The organism is Mucilaginibacter straminoryzae (assembly GCF_022953055.1).
GTDB lineage: Bacteria > Bacteroidota > Bacteroidia > Sphingobacteriales > Sphingobacteriaceae > Mucilaginibacter > Mucilaginibacter straminoryzae.
In genome coordinates, this window is sequence record NZ_JALJEJ010000004.1 from 468766 (window position 1) to 487182 (window position 18417).

Consider the following 18417-nt stretch of genomic DNA (forward strand, 5'->3'; position numbering starts at 1 on the left):
AACACCAAGAAGCGGGTTTTTTATTTTTTGAGGTCTTCTATTATCGACTTTTTTTACACTGTACTGAAGTTTGGCATTGTATTGGGACAACTCTAATCAAATACGCTGTTATGATAACTGAAAAAGGAAACGGAAACAACGAGGAGCAAGAGTGGGAAAACCCGCTTGACCCCGAAGCGCCCGCAGACAGCAGAGATAAAGAACAAGTTGAAAGACAATACCAGGAGGCAAAACGCCGTAAAGAGAATCTGACAGAAACAGACCACCTGGATCACCCAAAAAAGGAAAGTAAATAAGTTTTTGACCTAAAAGAATTACAGTTATGAAAACTCCAAGCAAAACCTCAGTAACCAAATTGATCAATCGTTTCGACAACGAATTAATGAACCTGTTGATGGAAGATCTGAAAGCAGTGAAATCTGCTAAAAATCAACTGATGGAGAAAATCGCGAATAGCGTAGCAAACACTCAATTATCTGCTGCATAGCAGTCAACATATATCATCTACACCTATGAAACCATAGCGCTTTGTAAATTACAGAGCGCTATTTTTTTGTGTGTACTTTACAATTAGTCCGGCAGTTTTTGCAGAAGCGCCCGCCTCTCCCATCTTTATATCCAGTTCATCATAGTCGCTTAGCATTTTTTGCCTGTAGCTGCCGTTATGTAATATAGCATTCAGTTCGTCGCCGATCTTAACTGGGTTGCAATCCTCCTGGATGAGTTCCTTAACCACCAGGCGATCCATAATCAGGTTAACCAGCGATATGAACCGGATCTTAACCAACATACGTGCAATGCCAATGGTAAGCGCATTACCCTTGTAAACTACAACCTGCGGCACGTTGAGCAGTGCAGTTTCCAGCGTGGCTGTACCCGAAGCTACTACAGCGGCTTTAGCAACATTCAGGATATCGTAGGTAGCGTTGAAGATAACCGGGGCATCCTGTCCGTTTAAGAACTGCTGGTAATAATTTAGCTCGAAAGATGGCGCACCGGCAATCACGAATTGATGATCTGGAAATTGCTTTGCTGCTTCCAGCATCTCGGGCAATAACCGGCTGATCTCCTGCTTACGGCTTCCCGGCAATAACGCGACAATGGGTTTCTGCTTCAGCTGATGTTTTGAAACAAATTCAGGGTCAGGTTTAAAAGCAGCAACGGCATCCAGCAAAGGGTTGCCTACGTAGTCTACATCCATCCCCCAGCTCTTGTAAAAGTCGACTTCGAATGGCAGAATGCAGAACAGGTAATCGACTACCTTTTTGATCTTGAGCACCCGTTTCTGGTTCCAGGCCCACACTTTTGGCGAAATGTAATAGCAGGTTTTAAAACCCTGCGCTTTGGCATATTCAGCTATTTTCAGGTTAAAGCCCGGAAAGTCGATCAGGATCAACACATCCGGATTCCACGCGCTGATGTCCTTCTTACAGGCTGCCATATTTTTGAAAATGGTGCGCAGGTTAGCCACCACTTCAACAAAGCCCATAAAAGCCATATCTGCATAGTGCTTTACCAGTTCCCCGCCTTCCGCCTTCATAAGGTCGCCGCCAAAGTAACGGAACTGAGCATTTGCGTCCAGGTTCTTTAACGCCTTCATCAGGTTGGCGCCATGCAAATCGCCGGAGGCCTCGCCTGCTACCAGGTAATACTTCATATTTTCACCTTGATTAAAAAAAGGAGTATCATAAACAGGAAAGTACTCACCATAATACCCCGGCTGATTTTATCGGCATTGCTGCGGTGGCTCCAGCGGATCAACAGCAGGTTAAGCGCTATCGCGATAAAATAAGGCACGGCAGGTTTTACCATCGTTATTGATTCCTTCAGCGCGTAATGAAAAATAACTATGGCAAGTGTCGGCAGAATCGATCCGATTAAAATTCCAACGAGTATATGATTTTGTTTGAACATGGATTATTTTAAAAGAAAACCTGCGGATGGATAATTCTTGTCGTCATAAACCTCTTTAAGCGATACAGGCCGGCTGACGTTATCATAAACCATTACCGTCTTATCAGCAAGATGATACATTGGCCAGCTCAGTTTTCTACCCTTAATAAAATTAACCCAGGCCTGATGCATATTCACGGCGAGGCTATCGTTAAACCCGGCTCTTTTCTCGCCCGGAACGTACCATACGTAAGCCAATTCTTCTGCATGGGCTGCGCCATCACTATTTTTGCTGTAATCAAACCGGTACATCCAAACCTTATCGCCGGATTCAGACAAAGCTGCAGCCAACCGGTACGAATGCATTTGATACATATATTGCGTCAGCACTTTGCCCGCCGCTAATGAATCGGTTGCCGACATTTGCCGTTCCTTTTCATAGGCAACTTTCACATATTTATCATTCAAACCGTACCAATCCTGTAGCGCTTTATCCGTCGGACTTTTCAAACGCGGATCTGCATTAATAAACGAACGACTTTCGCTTTTATTAGAACCAATCAGAAATCGCTTGTTCTTAAAATTCTGCTTACGGACATCGGCGTAAGGATCGCCGGTAATTACCTCGCCATCCTGTACCGGGCCGAAATAATTTGTACCAGCGGCACCCTTCAAAATCACTTTTTGCGCGGCGATCAGTTGTTCTTCGGGCAGCGTTAGCAAGTCGGCTGCTTTGGTAATATGCAATTGATCCATCAACCTTTGCCTGATCACCTTCGCCGTTGTGCTGTCGCGAACGCATTGCACGGCCCCGCTTTCCAATACCAACTGATGGAATAAGTCTTTGGCCTGTGGTGCGAGTAACAACGTGCTGGTTAATTTTGCCCCGGCCGATTCACCCATTACCGTCACCATAGAAGGGTCGCCACCGAATGCTTTTATATTTTGCTTAATCCATTTCAGGGCCATGATCAGATCCAGCAATCCATTGTTTCCAGATTTTGCGTATTGCTTGTCCACATCGCCCAGGTACATAAAACCGAACACGCCTAAACGGTAATTGATGGTAACGGTGACGATACTATCGCGATCTGCAAAGGCATGCCCGTTCATTCCGATACCGCTGCCACTGGTCATGGCGCCACCATGTACCCATACCACAACAGGTAATTTGGCTTTTTTATCAGCAACAGGGGTATACACATTCAAGGTAAGGCAATCCTCGCTTCCCCGGTAACCCTTAGCATCGTCTGCACCCTGCAATGCTACGTTCCCGAAATGATCGCAGGCGAGGGTGTCTTTCCAGTTTTCTGCCGGTTCAGGCGCTTTGAAACGTAACTTCCCTACCGGTGGCTTTGCATACGGGATTCCTTTAAATACCAGCGAACGTTGCTCCTGTAATCCCCTGATGAAGCCTTTTTTAGTTTTCACTACAGGCGGATCAGCAAAGGCATTTAACCCGGTAATTAATAAGATAAATAGTAGCAGCGACCGGAACATCATCATAAAAAGATTAAAATGTCCAATTAGTTAATGCAGGTATGGCATGATGTGCCGTCATATCAAACTGAACGGGTACCACCGATACATAGTGATGTTCTAACGCCCATACGTCGGTATCTTCGCCATGGTCGTTCATCTGGAATTTACCCGTCATCCAGTAGTATGGTCTGCGGTGCGGATCCATCCGCTCGTCAAACTCTTCGGCCCACTTTGCAATAGCTTGCCTGCAAACTTTAACACCTTTTATATCCTGTGTATTCGGGAAATTTACGTTAAGCAAGGTAGCGGGCGGCAGCCCTTTTTCAAGCACCGATAACGCAAGCTCTTTTACATATTTTAAGCAATGGCTGAAATCTGCCTGAAGCGTAAAATCATCCAGCGAAAACCCGATGGACGGTATATCCTCTATAGCACCTTCTACCGCAGCAGACATGGTACCCGAATAAAGGATATTGATTGAATTGTTCAACCCGTGATTGATGCCAGACACTAACAGATCCGGCTTAATGCCTTTCAGCACATGGTATTTCGCCAGCTTTACACAATCCACCGGTGTACCAGAACAGCTCCAGGTTTCAAAACCTTCATACAATTCTATTTTATCTAACCGCAGCGGTTTACCAATAGTGATGGCGTGCCCCATACCTGATTGCGGACTATCAGGCGCGACAACAATCACCTTCCCGATCTCGGCCATGGTTTCCATCAAGGCCTTTATACCAGGTGCGGTTACGCCGTCGTCATTTACGATTAATATGGTTGGTTTTGATTTTTTCATAAACTATTCTTTACTGTCATTTCGATGAACGCGTAAATGCGTGAAGAAAAATCTTCTTAGCCAACATTAATCAGAAGATCTCTCTTCCTCTATTGACTCATCGAGATGACAAATTATTTATTTTTAACTAAAAAAGCCCCTCCTTTGCAGGAAGGGCTCGGTATTTCTTTAGCGCTTACACGCCTAACAGCAATCTTGCCGGATCTTCCAGTAATTGTTTTACCCTTACCAGGAAGCTTACCGATTCGCGGCCGTCGATGATACGGTGATCATAAGACAACGCCACGTACATCATCGGGCGGATCACCACCTGACCGTTAACCGCTACCGGGCGCTCAATAATGTTGTGCATACCCAAAATTGCTGACTGCGGCGAGTTAATGATCGGGGTTGACATCATGGAACCAAACACACCTCCGTTGGTGATGGTAAAGGTACCGCCGGTCATTTCCTCTATCGTCAATTTGTTATCGCGAGCCTTAGCAGCTAAACCGGCAACAGCTTTTTCAATCTGTGCCAGGCTCATCTGGTCTGCACTACGGATTACCGGAACTACCAGACCTTTAGGTGCAGAAACTGCGATAGAGATATCAGCAAAGTTACTGTAAACTACCTCATCGTTCTCGATACGTGCACCTACAGCAGGCCATTCTTTCAGGGCCTCGCAAACTGCTTTGGTAAAGAACGACATGAAGCCTAAGCCTACGCCATGCTTTTCTTTGAATTTATCTTTGTATTTACCACGCAGCTCCATAATCGGCGACATGTCCACCTCGTTAAAGGTAGTCAGCATAGCCGTTTCGTTTTTAACCGCCACTAAACGCTTAGCGATAGTTTTACGTAACGAAGTCATTTTTTCGCGACGCTCTGCCCTGTCACCCGCAGGTGCAGCCGGTGCTGAAGGCGCTGCAGCTGGTTTGGCAGCCGGAGCCGGTGCTGGCTTCTGTGCATTAAGGGCATCTTCTTTAGTGATGCGGCCACCAACGCCATTCCCGTTTACACTTGCCGGGTCGATCCCTTTTTCTGCCAGTATTTTACCAGCAGCCGGTGAAGGCGTTCCCTCAGCATAGCTTGATCCGCCTTGTGCAGCAGGTGCACTTGCGGCAGCAGGTTGTGCAGCGGCTTCTGGTTTAGCGGCAGCTACCGGCGCGCCTGTATCACCTGTTTCTATGCTTGCTACTACCGCACCAATGGCTAACACATCGCCTTCGTTAGCGATAGTTTTTAATAAGCCTGGTTTTTCGGCAGTTAATTCAAATGTTGCTTTGTCTGATTCCAGTTCGGCAATCGCCTCATCCATTGCTACCTGCTCGCCGTCTTTCTTTAACCAGCGAGAAAGGGTAACCTCGGTGATAGACTCGCCTACCGGCGGAACCACAATTTCTAAAGTGCTTTTACCCTGGGCTGGTTCTGGTGTGCTTTGTTGCTGCGCAACCGGTTTGGCTTCGGCTACAGGTTGTGCCTGCGCACTATTTGCATCTGCGGCAGGGGCTGCGGCGCCACCGGCTGCATCAATGCCGGCTACTACAGCGCCGATAGGTAAAACATCGCCTTCGTTAGCGATGGTTTTTAAAGTTCCTGCTTGTTCGGCAGTAAGTTCAAAGGTTGCTTTATCTGATTCTAACTCGGCAATCACTTCATCCATGGCTACCTGCTCGCCGTCTTTTTTGATCCAGCGTGACAGGGTTACTTCTGTGATGGACTCGCCCACCGGCGGAACTTTGATCTCTAAACTCATACGGACTATGTTGTTCTTAAGTTGTGGTTGTATTATACTAAAAGCAGTTGAGGTATGGCAAATATAATCACCATACCTCAACCGCCAACTTTTTTATCAGCTTGAAGTGGTTTCGGCCATTTTTTCAGAGGTGCCTTTTATTTCCTCTTTTTGTTTTTTGCTTACCGGCGCTTCAAACGCTTTGGAGATAATGTAAGCCTGCTGCGATGCGTGTTGCTTAGCGTAACCTGTTGCAGTAGAAGCCGCCTCTTTACGCGAGATTACGTCCAGTGGCAGTTCGCTCTTGTGGAACTTGCGCAGCATGTAAGGCCATGCCCCCATGTTTTCCGGCTCTTCCTGCACCCAGAAGAATTCGTCAGCTTTGGCATATTTAGCTTTCAGCTTCACCATCTGCTCGGCAGGTGTTGGGTATAGTTGCTCTACACGTACTATCGCTACATCTTTACGTTTGTCTGCCTGTTGTTTTTCCAACAACTCGTAGTACAGCTTACCGGATACAAATAACACGCGTTTCACTTTTTTAGCGTCTGCGTAGTTATCGTCAATCAGTTCCTGGAAGCTGGCGTTGGTAAAGTCTTCAATCGGCGATACACATGCCGGATGGCGCAGTAAGCTTTTCGGTGTGAACACGATCAGCGGCTTACGGAAATCGCGGTGTAACTGGCGGCGCAGCACGTGGAAGAAGTTTGCTGGTGTAGTACAGTTTGCTACCTGGATATTGTTATCAGCACAAAGCTCCATAAAACGCTCTATCCGTGCAGAAGAGTGTTCAGGGCCCTGGCCTTCAAAACCGTGTGGCAGTAACATTACCAGGCCGTTGCCACGCTGCCACTTCGTTTCAGAACTAACTACGTACTGGTCTACAATGATTTGCGCACCATTAAAGAAGTCGCCGAACTGCGCTTCCCAGATGGTTAATGCATGCGGATTAGCCAGTGCGTAACCGTATTCGAAACCAAGCACACCATATTCTGACAACAAAGAGTTATAGATATAGAATGGCGCTTCGGCACCTAAGGTATCCAGCGGGGTATATTCTTCTTCTGAATCTGAAAGCGTAACCACAGCATGACGGTGCGAGAAAGTACCGCGTTTAACGTCTTCACCGCTTAAACGTACCGGGTGTCCTTCTTTCAGCAATGAACCATAAGCCATCAGCTCGCCCATTGCCCAGTCGAAAGTTTTGGTTTCGTTCACCATCTTACGACGGTCTTCAAACAGTTTCTCGATTTTCTTGAAGAACTGTTTATCTGAAGGAAGGGTAGTTAATTTCTGGCCGATCTCTAACAGCGTTTCAGCAGGTACAGAAGTATCGGCGGGGCCAACAACTTCTTTTTCAGTTGCGATATGCAGACCTTCCCATGCACCGGCAAACATCGGTTTGCTTTCGGTGAAGCGGTCTTCAGATTTACTTTCGTTCAATTTCTCCTGTAGCAGGTCGCGGAAACTTTTTTCCATTTCCTTAGCCATGTTGGCATCTACGCTACCCTGAGAAAGCAATTGTTGTAAATAGATTTCGCGCGGGTTCTGGTGGCCTTCAATCGCCTTGTACAATACCGGCTGCGTGAACTTAGGCTCGTCAGACTCGTTATGGCCGTAACGGCGGTAACAAAGGATATCGATGAAAACGTCTTCTTTAAACTCCTGGCGGAATTCCATTGCCATGTTGATGGTGTAAGCCAAAGCTTCAGCATCATCGCCATTAACGTGGAACACCGGAGAAAGAACCGTTTTAGCAATATCAGTACAATAAGTACTTGAACGGGCGTCTTTATAATTTGTGGTAAAACCAATCTGGTTATTAATTACCAGGTGAATGGTACCGCCTGTTTTATAACCATCCAGCGTTTCCATCTGCAAAACCTCATACACAATACCCTGGCCTGCAACAGAAGCATCACCATGGATCAGTATCGGTGCAATTTTATTATAGTCGCCTTCGTATTTAAAATCAATTTTAGAACGGGTCTGGCCTTCAACTACCGGGTCAACCGCTTCCAGGTGCGAAGGGTTAGGGCAAAGACTCAGGTGAACTGCTTTGCCATTGGTAGTTTGCACGTCTGTTGAATATCCCAAGTGATATTTAACGTCGCCGCCGAAAACAGTATTGGCATCATAGTTTTTACCTTCAAACTCAGAGAAGATCTCTTTGTAGGTTTTACCCATAATGTTGGCCAGTACATTTAAACGGCCGCGGTGTGCCATGCCAATGGTAAACTCCTGGATACCCAGTTCTGCACCTTTTTCAATAACAGAATCCAGCGCGGGGATCAATGCTTCTGCACCTTCCAGCGAGAAACGTTTCTGACCAAGGAATTTTGTTCCCAGAAAGCTTTCGAAAACAACCGCCTGGTTCAGTTTATTCAGAATGCGGCGTTTTTCCTCGATAGAAAAAGATGGTTGATTACGCACTTTTTCCATGCGGCTTTCAAACCATTTCAGCTTATTAGGTTCGCGTACGTATTTATATTCCACACCAATACTACGGCAGTAGGTTTCCTCCAGCAACTGGCGGATCTCGCTCAGTTTGGCGGGACCAAGGCCAACTTCTACACCCGCGTTAAATACGGTATCCAGATCTGCCTGGCTTAAGCCAAAGTTTTCCAGATCTAAAGTTGGGGAGTGGTGGCGGCGTTCGCGCACAGGGTTTGTTTTTGCAAACAAGTGGCCGCGCTGGCGGTAGCCGTTAATAAAATTAAGTACGTTGATCTCTTTTAAAACGTGCTCTGGTGTTTGTCCCCCTGTTGCTGCGGCAGCTGATCCTGAAGACTGACCAAAGTCAAATCCTTCAAAAAATTTCTGCCAGCCATAATCTACCGATGCGGGGTCTTGCCGGTAGGCGTCATATAAAGAGTCGATATAAGCGCTGTTGTCGTTATTTAGGTATGTAAAACGATCCATCTTGAAACCAATCTGTAAAACGGTACAAAACTAAGACAATTCAATCGAATTTCCGTTTAAATTAATTCATATTCAGTTAATATTCCACGCAAACGACAAGCGGAAAGCCCGCTAACAGTCAGAACGTTCATCTGTCGGCGGATGAAGTTTTTGCGTTACGGCAACGATCGCTACAGTATTTTACCTCGTCCCAGCACTTTTCCCATTTCTTGCGCCAGGTGAACGGGCGGTTGCATACCGGGCAATTTTTCTGCGGAAGGTTTTCTTTTAAAATGCGTTTAGCCATTGCTGATGCTAAAGTAACATACGGCACGTTTTGTGTTAAAGTTTTAGAATGAAATTAGAGATAAGCATGACAATCGTGTCCGCTTATTCTACGTACATTTATCTTATAAACGTAAAAACATGGCTACTATAGAAAGTATTCAATCCGCTTATATCGATTACGTATTAACTAAGGGCGAAGAGCCTAAGTCTGTTTATTTGTTTGCTAAAGAGAACGAAATGACGGAAGAAGAATTTTACCGCTTCTTCGGTTCTTTTGAAGCTGTAGAGCAAAACATTTGGGCAGATGTCGCTCAAAAAACGGTTACTGAAATTAAAACCCAGGAGGTTTGGCCGCAATACTCCTCGCGCGAAAAAGCCCTTTCCTTTTTTTACAGCTTTTTTGAACTGCTGAAGAGCAGCCGCAGCTTTGCCGTTTACAGCCTGCGCAAACATCATCGTATGCTATCGCATCCAAGGGTGCTGGATAGCCTGAAAGTGATTGTCGAAAACTTCGCCGATGACATTATTAATCAGGGTTTAGAGTCTGGCGAACTGGCAGACCGTAAGTTTTTTGCAAAAAGGTATAAAGACGCCTTCTGGGCACAATTTGGTTTTATACTAAACTTCTGGATTGACGATAATTCTACCGGCTTTGAGAAAACTGACGAAGCGATTGAAAAGGGCGTTAATGTAACGTTTGATCTGTTTGAACGCTCGCCGTTGGATAACTTATTCGAATACGGTAAGTTTTTGGCGAAGAACGGCAACTTCAAACAAAAGATGGGAGTATAGCCCCCTCCCTATTATTCTCTAAAACTTTTTAATAAAAAGGGCTCAGGGAATGTGTGATCCCTTCCCTTGGTGAAGGAGGCGGAATGGGGTAAGAATAACTACGCTTATATATTTAAGCCCAGAATACTTGACGATATAATATTAACCCCTCCCTAACCCTCCCGGCGGGAGGGAACTTTAAAAGTATTTTATTACATATGAGTGAGATTCGCAAGGAACAGAACAGCATACCTACCTCTAAAGTAGAACGCTCGGCTAAATTTGTAAAAACGGGCTTCAAAATAGGTGGTAATTATATTAAGCATTATTCGAAGAAGCTTTTCAACCCGGATTTAGATAAAACGGAGTTGAACGAAGATAACGCAACCGATATCTACGATTCATTGAGCGAATTAAAAGGCAGTGCGTTAAAAGTGGCGCAGATGCTTAGCATGGATAAAAATCTGCTGCCAAAAGCTTACACGGATAAATTTGCGCAATCGCAGTACAACGCCCCTCCGCTATCCGGCCCGCTTATTGTGCAAACTTTCAGAAAATACTTCGGCAAATCGCCAGAGCAGATCTACGATAAATTCAATCTGAAATCTAACAATGCGGCCTCTATCGGCCAGGTACACCAGGCAGAACTGAACGGCAAGAGGCTGGCAGTTAAAATTCAATACCCTGGTGTGGGTGACTCGATCTCGTCCGACCTGAAGCTGGTAAAACCTTTCGCCTTCCGCTTACTGGGCATGAGCGAAAAGGAACTGGATGTATACATGAAAGAGGTAGAAGAGCGCTTACTGGAGGAAACAGATTACGAACTGGAGGTGCGCCGCTCGGTTGAATTTTCCAACGCTTGTTCAGTTTTGAATAACATTGTATTCCCTGAATACTACCCCGAGCTTTCCAGCAAACGTATTATTACCATGAGCTGGATTGAAGGCAAACACCTGCGCGAATTCTTAGAAACCAATCCTTCGCAGGAACTACGTAACCAGATCGGCCAGGCGTTGTGGGATTTTTATAACTTCCAACAGCACGAACTGCGCGCTGTGCATGCCGACCCACATCCGGGCAACTTCCTCATTACCCCGGAAGGCAAGCTGGGGATTATAGACTTTGGGTGTATCAAAGAAATGCCGGAAGATTTTTACGAACCCTTCTTCGGTCTTACCTCTACAGATATTCTGAACGACCGCGAAGAAACCATCAAGGCCTTCCGCGAGCTGGAGATGATCTTGCCGGGTGACAATGAACAGCAGATAGATTTTTTCTATCGCATGTATCACCAGATGATTACGTTATTTGCCAAACCTTACCTAAGCAGTACGTTCGATTTTGGGCAGACTTCTTACTTCGAAGAACTGTATGGTTTTGGCGAACGCATTTCAAAAATGCCTGAATTTAAACAGGCCCGCGGGGTTAAGCATTTCATTTATGTAAACCGTACCAACTTTGGTTTATATAATATTTTGCATGAACTTAAAGCCGAGGTAAAAACAGATACTTACAAGCCGCATTTTGCCGCAGATGTGATATAAAAGGCTATTTTAAACTTCCGTAAAGACCATTATTTTCGCCTGTTAAATCAACATGTTTAAAAGTTAAAGGGATTAAAAAAAACCCCGCGGCTTTTTTATTGTTGCACTAAACTATATGAAAGTGCTGCTTACAGGTGCTAACGGTTATGTTGGTACACGGCTGATCCCGGTGCTTCTGGCAAAGGGTCATGAAGTGATCTGCCTTGTCCGTGATAAGAACTTATTCCGTAAGCAAAGTGTTTATGCCGACCAGGTGACTGTGGTCAACGGCGACCTGCTCCGTACCCGGAGTATGGAACCCCTGCCTGCTGATATTGATGCTGCCTATTACCTGGTAAATGCCATGGTGCAAACATCCGGCTTTGCCGGGCTCGAGGCCCTTGCTGCCCAAAACTTTGTGGATGCCATTGACCAAACCAACTGCCGGCAGATTATTTCCCTCAGCGAAATTGACGACCATCTCGAAAACTCACGTTCGCGCCAGCACGTAGAAGAAATTCTGAGCAAGGCAGATGCGGCTATCACCATATTAAAGACCACCATGATGATCGGTCCGGGTAGCGTTGCCAACGAGCTAATGGATGGCCTGACGCGTAAAATGCCGGTAATTATTGCATCCATGTGGGCTAAAGCGCAGGAACAACCCATTGCCGTATGCGATGTGGTAAATTACCTGGAAGGATGCCTGTTGAATGCCGCTGCCTATAACAGCGAGTTCCACATCAGCGGTCCGGAGATCCTGACCTTCCGCCAGATGCTGACCATTTATGGAGCAGAATGCAAGGGGGCAAAAGTGAAGATCATGACCGTTCCGCAGGTATCCTCCGCGCTCTCTTCCTACTGGCTTAACTTCCTGACGCCAATCAGCTATTCGCATGCAAAAACTTTGGTTGAAAACCTGAAGTACGATTTAATTTCCCGCGATGATGCCATCGTAGATATTGTGCCGTTTAAAAGACTTACTTTTAAGGAAGCACTTCACCAGGCTAACTAATTAATAAACTATTTATGCCCCACGTTCTGATCACCGGCGCCAGCGGCCTTATCGGCCGGAAACTGTCTGCCCTGCTGTTATCGAAAAACTATAAGGTAAGTTATCTGAGCCGGAGCAATAGCCGGAATGATGCTTCCACTTTTTTATGGGATGTGGATAAAGGCACCATTGATGAACGTTGCCTGGACGGCGTTGATCTGATCGTCCACCTGGCAGGCGCAGGCGTTGCCGAAAAGCGTTGGACGAAAAAGCGCAAAAAGGAAATAATCGATAGCCGGGTGAAATCTATCGAGCTGATTTACGATTTAATGCACAAAAGGCCGCACCAGGTGAAGCGCATTATTTCTGCCTCGGCTACCGGATACTATAGCAGCCACGGCGACATGATGCTGACGGAAGAGATGGCCCCGGCCCGCAACTTCCTGGGGCGCTGCTGCCACCTTTGGGAACAGGCCGTAGATAAAGGCCATGAACTTGGGCTTAGTATTACAAAATTTCGCACCGGGGTTGTGCTAAGTACAGAAGGCGGCGCTTTGCCTGTAATGGCCCGGCCGGTAAAACTGGGCTTTGGCGCACCGTTGGGCAATGGGAAACAATGGGTGCCCTGGATACACGAGCAAGACGTGGTTGACTTGTATTTCTATGCCATTGAGAACACCGATTTGCAGGGCGTTTACAACATGGTGGCCCCGAACCCTGTGAACAACAAGCAACTAACCAAAGCTATAGCCAAACAGCTACATCGCCCGCTATGGTTACCCAATGTACCGGCGGCTGTGTTAAAATTATTGCTCGGCGAAATGAGCCTGGTAGTTTTAGGAAGCACCCGTGTTTCTGCTGCCAAGATTGAACAAACCGGCTTCCGGTTCAAATACGTAAATATTGAAGATGCGCTAAAAGATTTATATGAGTAAAAAAACGGTTAGTATTTTCTGGTTCAGACGGGACCTGCGCCTGAAGGATAATGCAGGTTTATACCACGCTTTAAAAGGAGATTCCCCCGTACTTCCCCTATTCATTTTCGATAAGGATATTTTAGATAAACTGGAAGACCGCGACGATGCCCGGGTTACCTTTATTTATCAGCAAATAGAAAAACTAAAACAAGAACTGGAAGAACTGGGTAGCAGCTTACTGATCAGATACGGAAAACCGTTAAAAATCTGGGAAGAACTACTGGAGGAATATGATGTAAAAGCTGCTTACACCAACCGCGATTACGAACCTTATGCCAAAGAGCGGGACGAGGCGATCAGCAAGTTGCTCGGCAAGCACGATATTCCGTTCAGCCTGTATAAAGACCAGGTGATCTTCGAACGCGAAGAGGTGGTAAAAGAGAACAAAGAACCCTACACCGTTTTTACCCCGTATAAAAATTCATGGCTTAAAAAGCTGAACGCCTTCTTTATAAAACCATATCCTACCCGTAAGTATTTTAAAAACTTCTACCAGACAAAGCACCTGGGAAATATCACGTTAAAAGAAATGGGGTTCACCAAAAGTGAGCAGGATTTCCCGGACAAAACTTATAAGGATATTATTGATGATTATGCCCGTGACCGTGATTTCCCTGCAAAAAAAGGCACGTCGAGAATAGGTTTACACCTACGTTTCGGCACTGTCAGCATCAGGGAACTTGTTAGCGAAGCTACCAAACACGAACAGACGTGGTTAAGCGAACTGATCTGGCGGGAATTTTATATGATGATGCTGGACTTTTTCCCGCATACCATTAATAAAGCTTACCGCCCGGCCTTCGATCAAATTGAATGGCGCAATAATCAACAAGAATTTAAAGCCTGGTGCGAAGGAAAAACAGGTTACGGCTTAGTAGATGCCGGCATGAGGCAATTAATTGCTACCGGTTTTATGCACAACCGCGTACGGATGGTGGTAGCCAGTTTCCTGATCAAACACTTACTGATCGACTGGCGATGGGGCGAGCATTATTTTGCCCGTTACCTTTTAGATTATGAAGCAGCCAGCAACGTAGGCGGGTGGCAATGGGTAGCAGGCTCTGGTACGGATACCATGCCTTACTTCCGTATCTTCAACCCCGAAACCCAGATGGAAAAGTTTGACCCTAAGCTGGAGTACGTAAAAAAATGGGTTCCGGAGTATGGCAGCAGCCAATATCCAAAACCCATTGTAGAACATAAAGAAGCCCGAGACCGCTGCTTAAAAGTATTTAAGCAGGCCGTAGGGTAATTTAGTTTTTAATGTACATGATGTTAAACTCGGTACGCACGCAGCTGAACTGAGGTAAAGTAGTGAAAGGCGAGCTTAAACCATAAGCTAATCTTGAAGGCATAATCAAAGACAGCTTGGCGCCTTTGGTTACGTATTTGAAACCTTCCTGCCATCCACGTGGTGCAGCCTGTATATCTTGCGCATACGCCGTTGTATCTGAATAATTCACCTGACTGAACTGGGTGCCGTTCAGCATGGTGCTGGTATATTGGATACCTACTTCAGAATGGTCGGTTACGTGATCTGTTCCTGTACCTACCTGGGCAACCTTGTAATATAATTTAGCACCATCAACAGTTACAGTGGTGTAGCCGGTAAGACCATTGGTTTTCATATATGACTGGATCACTTGGTCGTCATAAGTATCCAGCACACTGTTTTTGGTGATATCAATGGTATTGATGTAAAAATCCATACTGGCGTTACCGGGTATATGCGGACTGGTTGCCGTTGATCCGTTGGTTCCATAGGCCAGTCGTGATGGGATCAACAGCCGGGCCTGGGTGCCGACATTTTTCAAAATATTTATGAAAGACAGCATCAAGCCTTTGGGCCCGATATGCCCTACATAACTGTAAGCATGGTTTGCAATAGTATCTGTAGCGGTATAACTGCCATCCAAAGTTCTTATGGTATAAACATAGGCTACATCTGAAGGATAATCTATTACAGCGCCTGTTCCCTGGCGGGTAATTTTATAATAAATACCGGTGGTATCACCTCCGGAAAGGTCGCGCTGAAAGCCCGTTAAACCTTGCGATTTGATATAATTCTGTATCTGTTCCTGATCGTATTGTGTAATCGTCTGCGTTGTTTTATCCTTTCTACAAGAGATCAACCCGGCAGACATCAGCCCGGCAGTACCTAAAATCAGAAACGAAGTAAGTGTTTTTTTCATTTATTAATTTGTTACATCAAATATTTGCAACTCAAAGTCGAGTATGGAATTAGCGGGCAACCCGTACTGTGTTTGAGGGTAAGGGCCGTACCCATACCGTGAAGCCATAATTATACGTAATGTTCCGCCCGTATTTATTTTAGCGTTTAGCAAGCCCAACTGCCAGCCTTTTATTACGCTGCCGATGATAAAGGCGGGATGCGCATTACCTGTGTTCGTAAATTCGGTAAGCTGGCCGTTCTTCAGATACCTTCCCTTGAAACCTACGGTTACAGAAGTAGAGGTGGTATAAAGCGCCGGGTTAGTACCCGCATCTTCAATAATATACCATACGCCAATAGTATCTGTTTTTGGTGCGCCTACGTGAACAGCATTAAGTTTATTGGCCGTGATATAATCTGCAATGATCTTATCGTCAATGGCGGCCTGTTTCTGTATAGTAGTAGCAATGTCATCTGTCTTTTTGCAACCGGCAAGGGCAAAAAAAACTGCAATAACAATAAGCCACTTATACATAACGCTTTTTACGAACCGCAAATTTATCGTTTTAAAATTCAAAAACAGCAGGTTAACATATTTTAACACTTACGATAACGCAAACAGGCGGCGTAAATTATCAGGATGGATTTATACTTCAGGTTTGTAATTCAGGGTAAGCTTGTTCACCTTTTTTAAGGTATCGGCCAGAAAGTCTTTTTCTTTATCACTTAAATGGGCATTCAGGTAATTATTAAACTGCTTTACCACCTGGCGTGCCATGCGGCGCTTCTCTTTACCTTCTTCTGTGAGGTATATTTTTACAGATCGCTTGTCGCCTTTATTCAACTCGCGATAGATCAGTCCCTGTTTTTCTAACTGGCTGAGCATGCGCGAAAGGCTGGTAGACCGTGCACCAATCAGGGCGGCTACCTGCGAAACCGTGGTACCTTCCTGTTCATCAATATTAATCAGCACGTAACCGTTAGACTGTGTAATGCCAAATTCGGCTACGATTTGGTTATAACGGTTGGCCATGGATTGCCAAACAATCTTAAAAAGATAATCGATGGTTTCGTGGTGGTTCTTTATTTTACTATGCATGCATACCAAAAATACTACGATAATCAGTACCAAGCAAGTTTTAATTTACCAACCCATTGCAGTATCGTCCCCGCGCGGGTCTGCTCCACCTTGCAGCTTGCCGTTTTTCAGTACCAGGATAGCATCTACCCTGCCGCTCCGCCCCCGTGAATGGATGGTATACCCTTTAGCTTTCAAGGTATTGATAACAGGCTCGCTGAAAGCGCCTTCTTCGATATCGATCTGGTCTGGCAGCCACTGGTGGTGGAACCTTTTTGCACTCACGGCACTTTGCATATCGTCACCGAATTCCAGCACATTGATGATGGTTTGAAAAACAGAGGTGATAATGGTGGAACCGCCAGGAGTACCCACCACCATAAACAGCTTGCCATCTTTTTCAAGTATGGTCGGCGTCATGGAAGATAGCATGCGTTTACCCGGCTGGATACTGTTTGCCGTGCCCCCGGTAACACCGAACATATTCGGTACACCCGGCTTTGCGCTAAAATCGTCCATTTCGTTATTCAGTAAAAAACCTGCCCCCTTAACCACTATTTTCGACCCGAAGCTGCCGTTAAGCGTGGTGGTGATGGCAACGGCGTTGCCCTCTTTATCTACAATTGAAAAATGCGTAGTCTGGTCGCTTTCATAACCTGCGATCTTACCGGGGCTGATCTGGCTGCTTGGCGTGGCCCTGTTCCAGTCAAAATCAGCCATGCGACTATCTATGTAAGCGGGGCGCAGCAGGCTATCTACCGGTACCTTAAAAAAGTCGGGGTCGCCCAAGTACTTAGAGCGGTCGGCATAAACACGGCGTTCTGCCTCGGTTATTAACTGCACCGTCGAATCCTGGTTATACCCCCAACGGCTCAGCGGATATTTTTCTACGGCATGAAGCAATTGCAATAAGGCAATGCCCCCGCTGGATGGTGGCGGCATGGTAATTACGCTGTAGCTTTTGTACTTTCCAATAATAGGGTTACGCCACGCGGCACGATAATTCTTCAAATCAGTTTCAGAGATCAGCCCCTTACCAGTCTTCATCTCCTCTACCAGTAATTGTACAGTTTTGCCTTCGTAGAAACCGGCCCTTCCTTTATCACGGATGCGCTCCAGCGTTTGGGCCAGATCTTCCTGTACCAGCAGGTCACCGGCTTGCCATGGCGTATCTTTCAGGAAATAGTTCTTGCCGGGATTCAGTCTTTTAAAATCTCCGGCCTCGCTGTTCAGGTCACGCGCCAGCCGGGCGGTAATCTTAAATCCGTTCCGCGCCAGGTCGACAGCCGGTTGTACCAATTCTGCCCATTTTAACTTGCCATATTTCTGATGCGCCAGCACCATGCCATCTACCGAGCCCGGTACCCCCGAAGCAAAATGCGTGATAAGGCTCATATCCGGCACTACATTGCCTTGCGCATCTAAAAACATATCTCGGTTAGCAGTTGCCGGTGCCTTTTCACGGTAATCAAGCGTTGCGGGCAAACCTTTCGCAGGGCGATAAACCATAAAGCCTCCCCCACCGATGTTACCCGCTTCGGGCAATGTTACTGCTAAAGCAAATTGTACTGCTACAGCCGCGTCTACAGCGTTACCGCCCTTTTTCAGAATATCCAGCCCAACCTGTGCAGCATCCGGATAGGCACAAACTACCATTCCGTTTTTAAACGTTTTGGGTTCGGTTTGCTGGGCACACAGCGTTCCCGATTGTAAAAATGATATGAAAAGGCTACTGGCAATGAATAAGCGGCTGATTTTATGCATAGTATTCAAATATTCAACTTCTTTTTAAATTAACAATATCAAAACATCATTATAAAA

18 protein-coding genes are annotated in these 18417 nt (G+C 45.9%); 7 read left to right on the top strand and 11 right to left on the bottom strand.

Features of this window, described 5'->3' with window-relative positions:
* The first annotated feature begins 110 nt into the window (after window positions 1-110).
* Both MUY27_RS11615 and MUY27_RS11620 read left to right on the top strand, forming a co-directional pair.
* Entirely contained in the window at window positions 111-296 is a 186-nt protein-coding gene (locus MUY27_RS11615) for a hypothetical protein (protein ID WP_245130191.1), read from the top strand.
* Window positions 297-322: 26 nt separating this feature from the next.
* Entirely contained in the window at window positions 323-487 is a 165-nt protein-coding gene (locus MUY27_RS11620; RefSeq protein WP_245130192.1) for a hypothetical protein, read from the top strand.
* Window positions 488-535: 48 nt separating this feature from the next.
* On the opposite strand, the gene lpxB is transcribed toward MUY27_RS11620, so the two are convergent.
* From lpxB to MUY27_RS11655, 7 genes are all read right to left on the bottom strand, one after another.
* Window positions 536-1657, bottom strand: a complete 1122-nt coding sequence (gene lpxB / locus MUY27_RS11625; protein WP_245130193.1) for a lipid-A-disaccharide synthase — start codon at window positions 1655-1657, stop codon at window positions 536-538.
* Window positions 1654-1812, bottom strand: coding sequence for a hypothetical protein (locus MUY27_RS11630; RefSeq protein ID WP_245130194.1), 159 nt, complete (start codon window positions 1810-1812; stop codon window positions 1654-1656). The genes lpxB and MUY27_RS11630 overlap by 4 nt, the downstream gene beginning before the upstream one ends.
* A gap of 105 nt (window positions 1813-1917) precedes the next feature.
* The gene (locus MUY27_RS11635; RefSeq protein ID WP_245130195.1) at window positions 1918-3399 is read right to left on the bottom strand and encodes a carboxylesterase/lipase family protein; all 1482 of its coding nucleotides are present in this window, start codon (window positions 3397-3399) and stop codon (window positions 1918-1920) included.
* Window positions 3400-3406: 7 nt separating this feature from the next.
* Window positions 3407-4174 (bottom strand): 5'/3'-nucleotidase SurE, encoded by a 768-nt coding sequence (gene surE, locus MUY27_RS11640; RefSeq protein ID WP_245130196.1) that lies wholly within the window; start codon window positions 4172-4174, stop codon window positions 3407-3409.
* Between the two features lie 175 nt (window positions 4175-4349).
* Entirely contained in the window at window positions 4350-5912 is a 1563-nt protein-coding gene (gene odhB / locus MUY27_RS11645; RefSeq protein WP_245130197.1) for a 2-oxoglutarate dehydrogenase complex dihydrolipoyllysine-residue succinyltransferase, read from the bottom strand.
* Window positions 5913-6008: 96 nt separating this feature from the next.
* Window positions 6009-8813, bottom strand: coding sequence for a 2-oxoglutarate dehydrogenase E1 component (locus MUY27_RS11650; RefSeq protein WP_245130198.1), 2805 nt, complete (start codon window positions 8811-8813; stop codon window positions 6009-6011).
* Window positions 8814-8940: 127 nt separating this feature from the next.
* Complete coding sequence (locus tag MUY27_RS11655) at window positions 8941-9099, bottom strand: DUF2256 domain-containing protein (protein ID WP_245130199.1); 159 nt, start codon at window positions 9097-9099, stop codon at window positions 8941-8943.
* 119 nt (window positions 9100-9218) lie between these two features.
* Here MUY27_RS11655 and MUY27_RS11660 point away from each other — a divergent pair, with 119 nt between their 5' ends.
* The 5 genes from MUY27_RS11660 (at window position 9219) to MUY27_RS11680 (ending at window position 14597) form a co-directional block, all read left to right on the top strand.
* The gene (locus tag MUY27_RS11660; RefSeq protein WP_245130200.1) at window positions 9219-9872 is read left to right on the top strand and encodes a TetR family transcriptional regulator C-terminal domain-containing protein; all 654 of its coding nucleotides are present in this window, start codon (window positions 9219-9221) and stop codon (window positions 9870-9872) included.
* A gap of 197 nt (window positions 9873-10069) precedes the next feature.
* A complete protein-coding gene (locus tag MUY27_RS11665; RefSeq protein WP_245130201.1) occupies window positions 10070-11395 on the top strand; it encodes an ABC1 kinase family protein in 1326 nt (441 codons plus the stop codon).
* Between the two features lie 115 nt (window positions 11396-11510).
* Entirely contained in the window at window positions 11511-12389 is an 879-nt protein-coding gene (locus MUY27_RS11670) for an NAD(P)H-binding protein (protein WP_245130202.1), read from the top strand.
* A gap of 14 nt (window positions 12390-12403) precedes the next feature.
* Window positions 12404-13303, top strand: coding sequence for a TIGR01777 family oxidoreductase (locus tag MUY27_RS11675; RefSeq protein WP_245130203.1), 900 nt, complete (start codon window positions 12404-12406; stop codon window positions 13301-13303).
* A complete protein-coding gene (locus tag MUY27_RS11680; RefSeq protein WP_245130204.1) occupies window positions 13296-14597 on the top strand; it encodes a cryptochrome/photolyase family protein in 1302 nt (433 codons plus the stop codon). Before MUY27_RS11675 ends, MUY27_RS11680 begins: the two co-directional genes overlap by 8 nt.
* Before the next feature lies 1 nt (window position 14598).
* On the opposite strand, the gene MUY27_RS11685 is transcribed toward MUY27_RS11680, so the two are convergent.
* From MUY27_RS11685 to ggt, 4 genes are all read right to left on the bottom strand, one after another.
* On the bottom strand, window positions 14599-15537 hold the full coding sequence (locus MUY27_RS11685; RefSeq protein WP_245130205.1) for an FKBP-type peptidyl-prolyl cis-trans isomerase: 939 nt from the start codon (window positions 15535-15537) through the stop codon (window positions 14599-14601).
* A gap of 3 nt (window positions 15538-15540) precedes the next feature.
* Complete coding sequence (locus MUY27_RS11690; RefSeq protein ID WP_245130206.1) at window positions 15541-16053, bottom strand: FKBP-type peptidyl-prolyl cis-trans isomerase; 513 nt, start codon at window positions 16051-16053, stop codon at window positions 15541-15543.
* A gap of 111 nt (window positions 16054-16164) precedes the next feature.
* A complete protein-coding gene (locus tag MUY27_RS11695) occupies window positions 16165-16617 on the bottom strand; it encodes a MarR family winged helix-turn-helix transcriptional regulator (RefSeq protein WP_245130207.1) in 453 nt (150 codons plus the stop codon).
* A gap of 45 nt (window positions 16618-16662) precedes the next feature.
* Window positions 16663-18360, bottom strand: coding sequence for a gamma-glutamyltransferase (ggt, locus tag MUY27_RS11700; protein WP_245130208.1), 1698 nt, complete (start codon window positions 18358-18360; stop codon window positions 16663-16665).
* Between the last annotated feature and the right edge of the window lie 57 nt (window positions 18361-18417).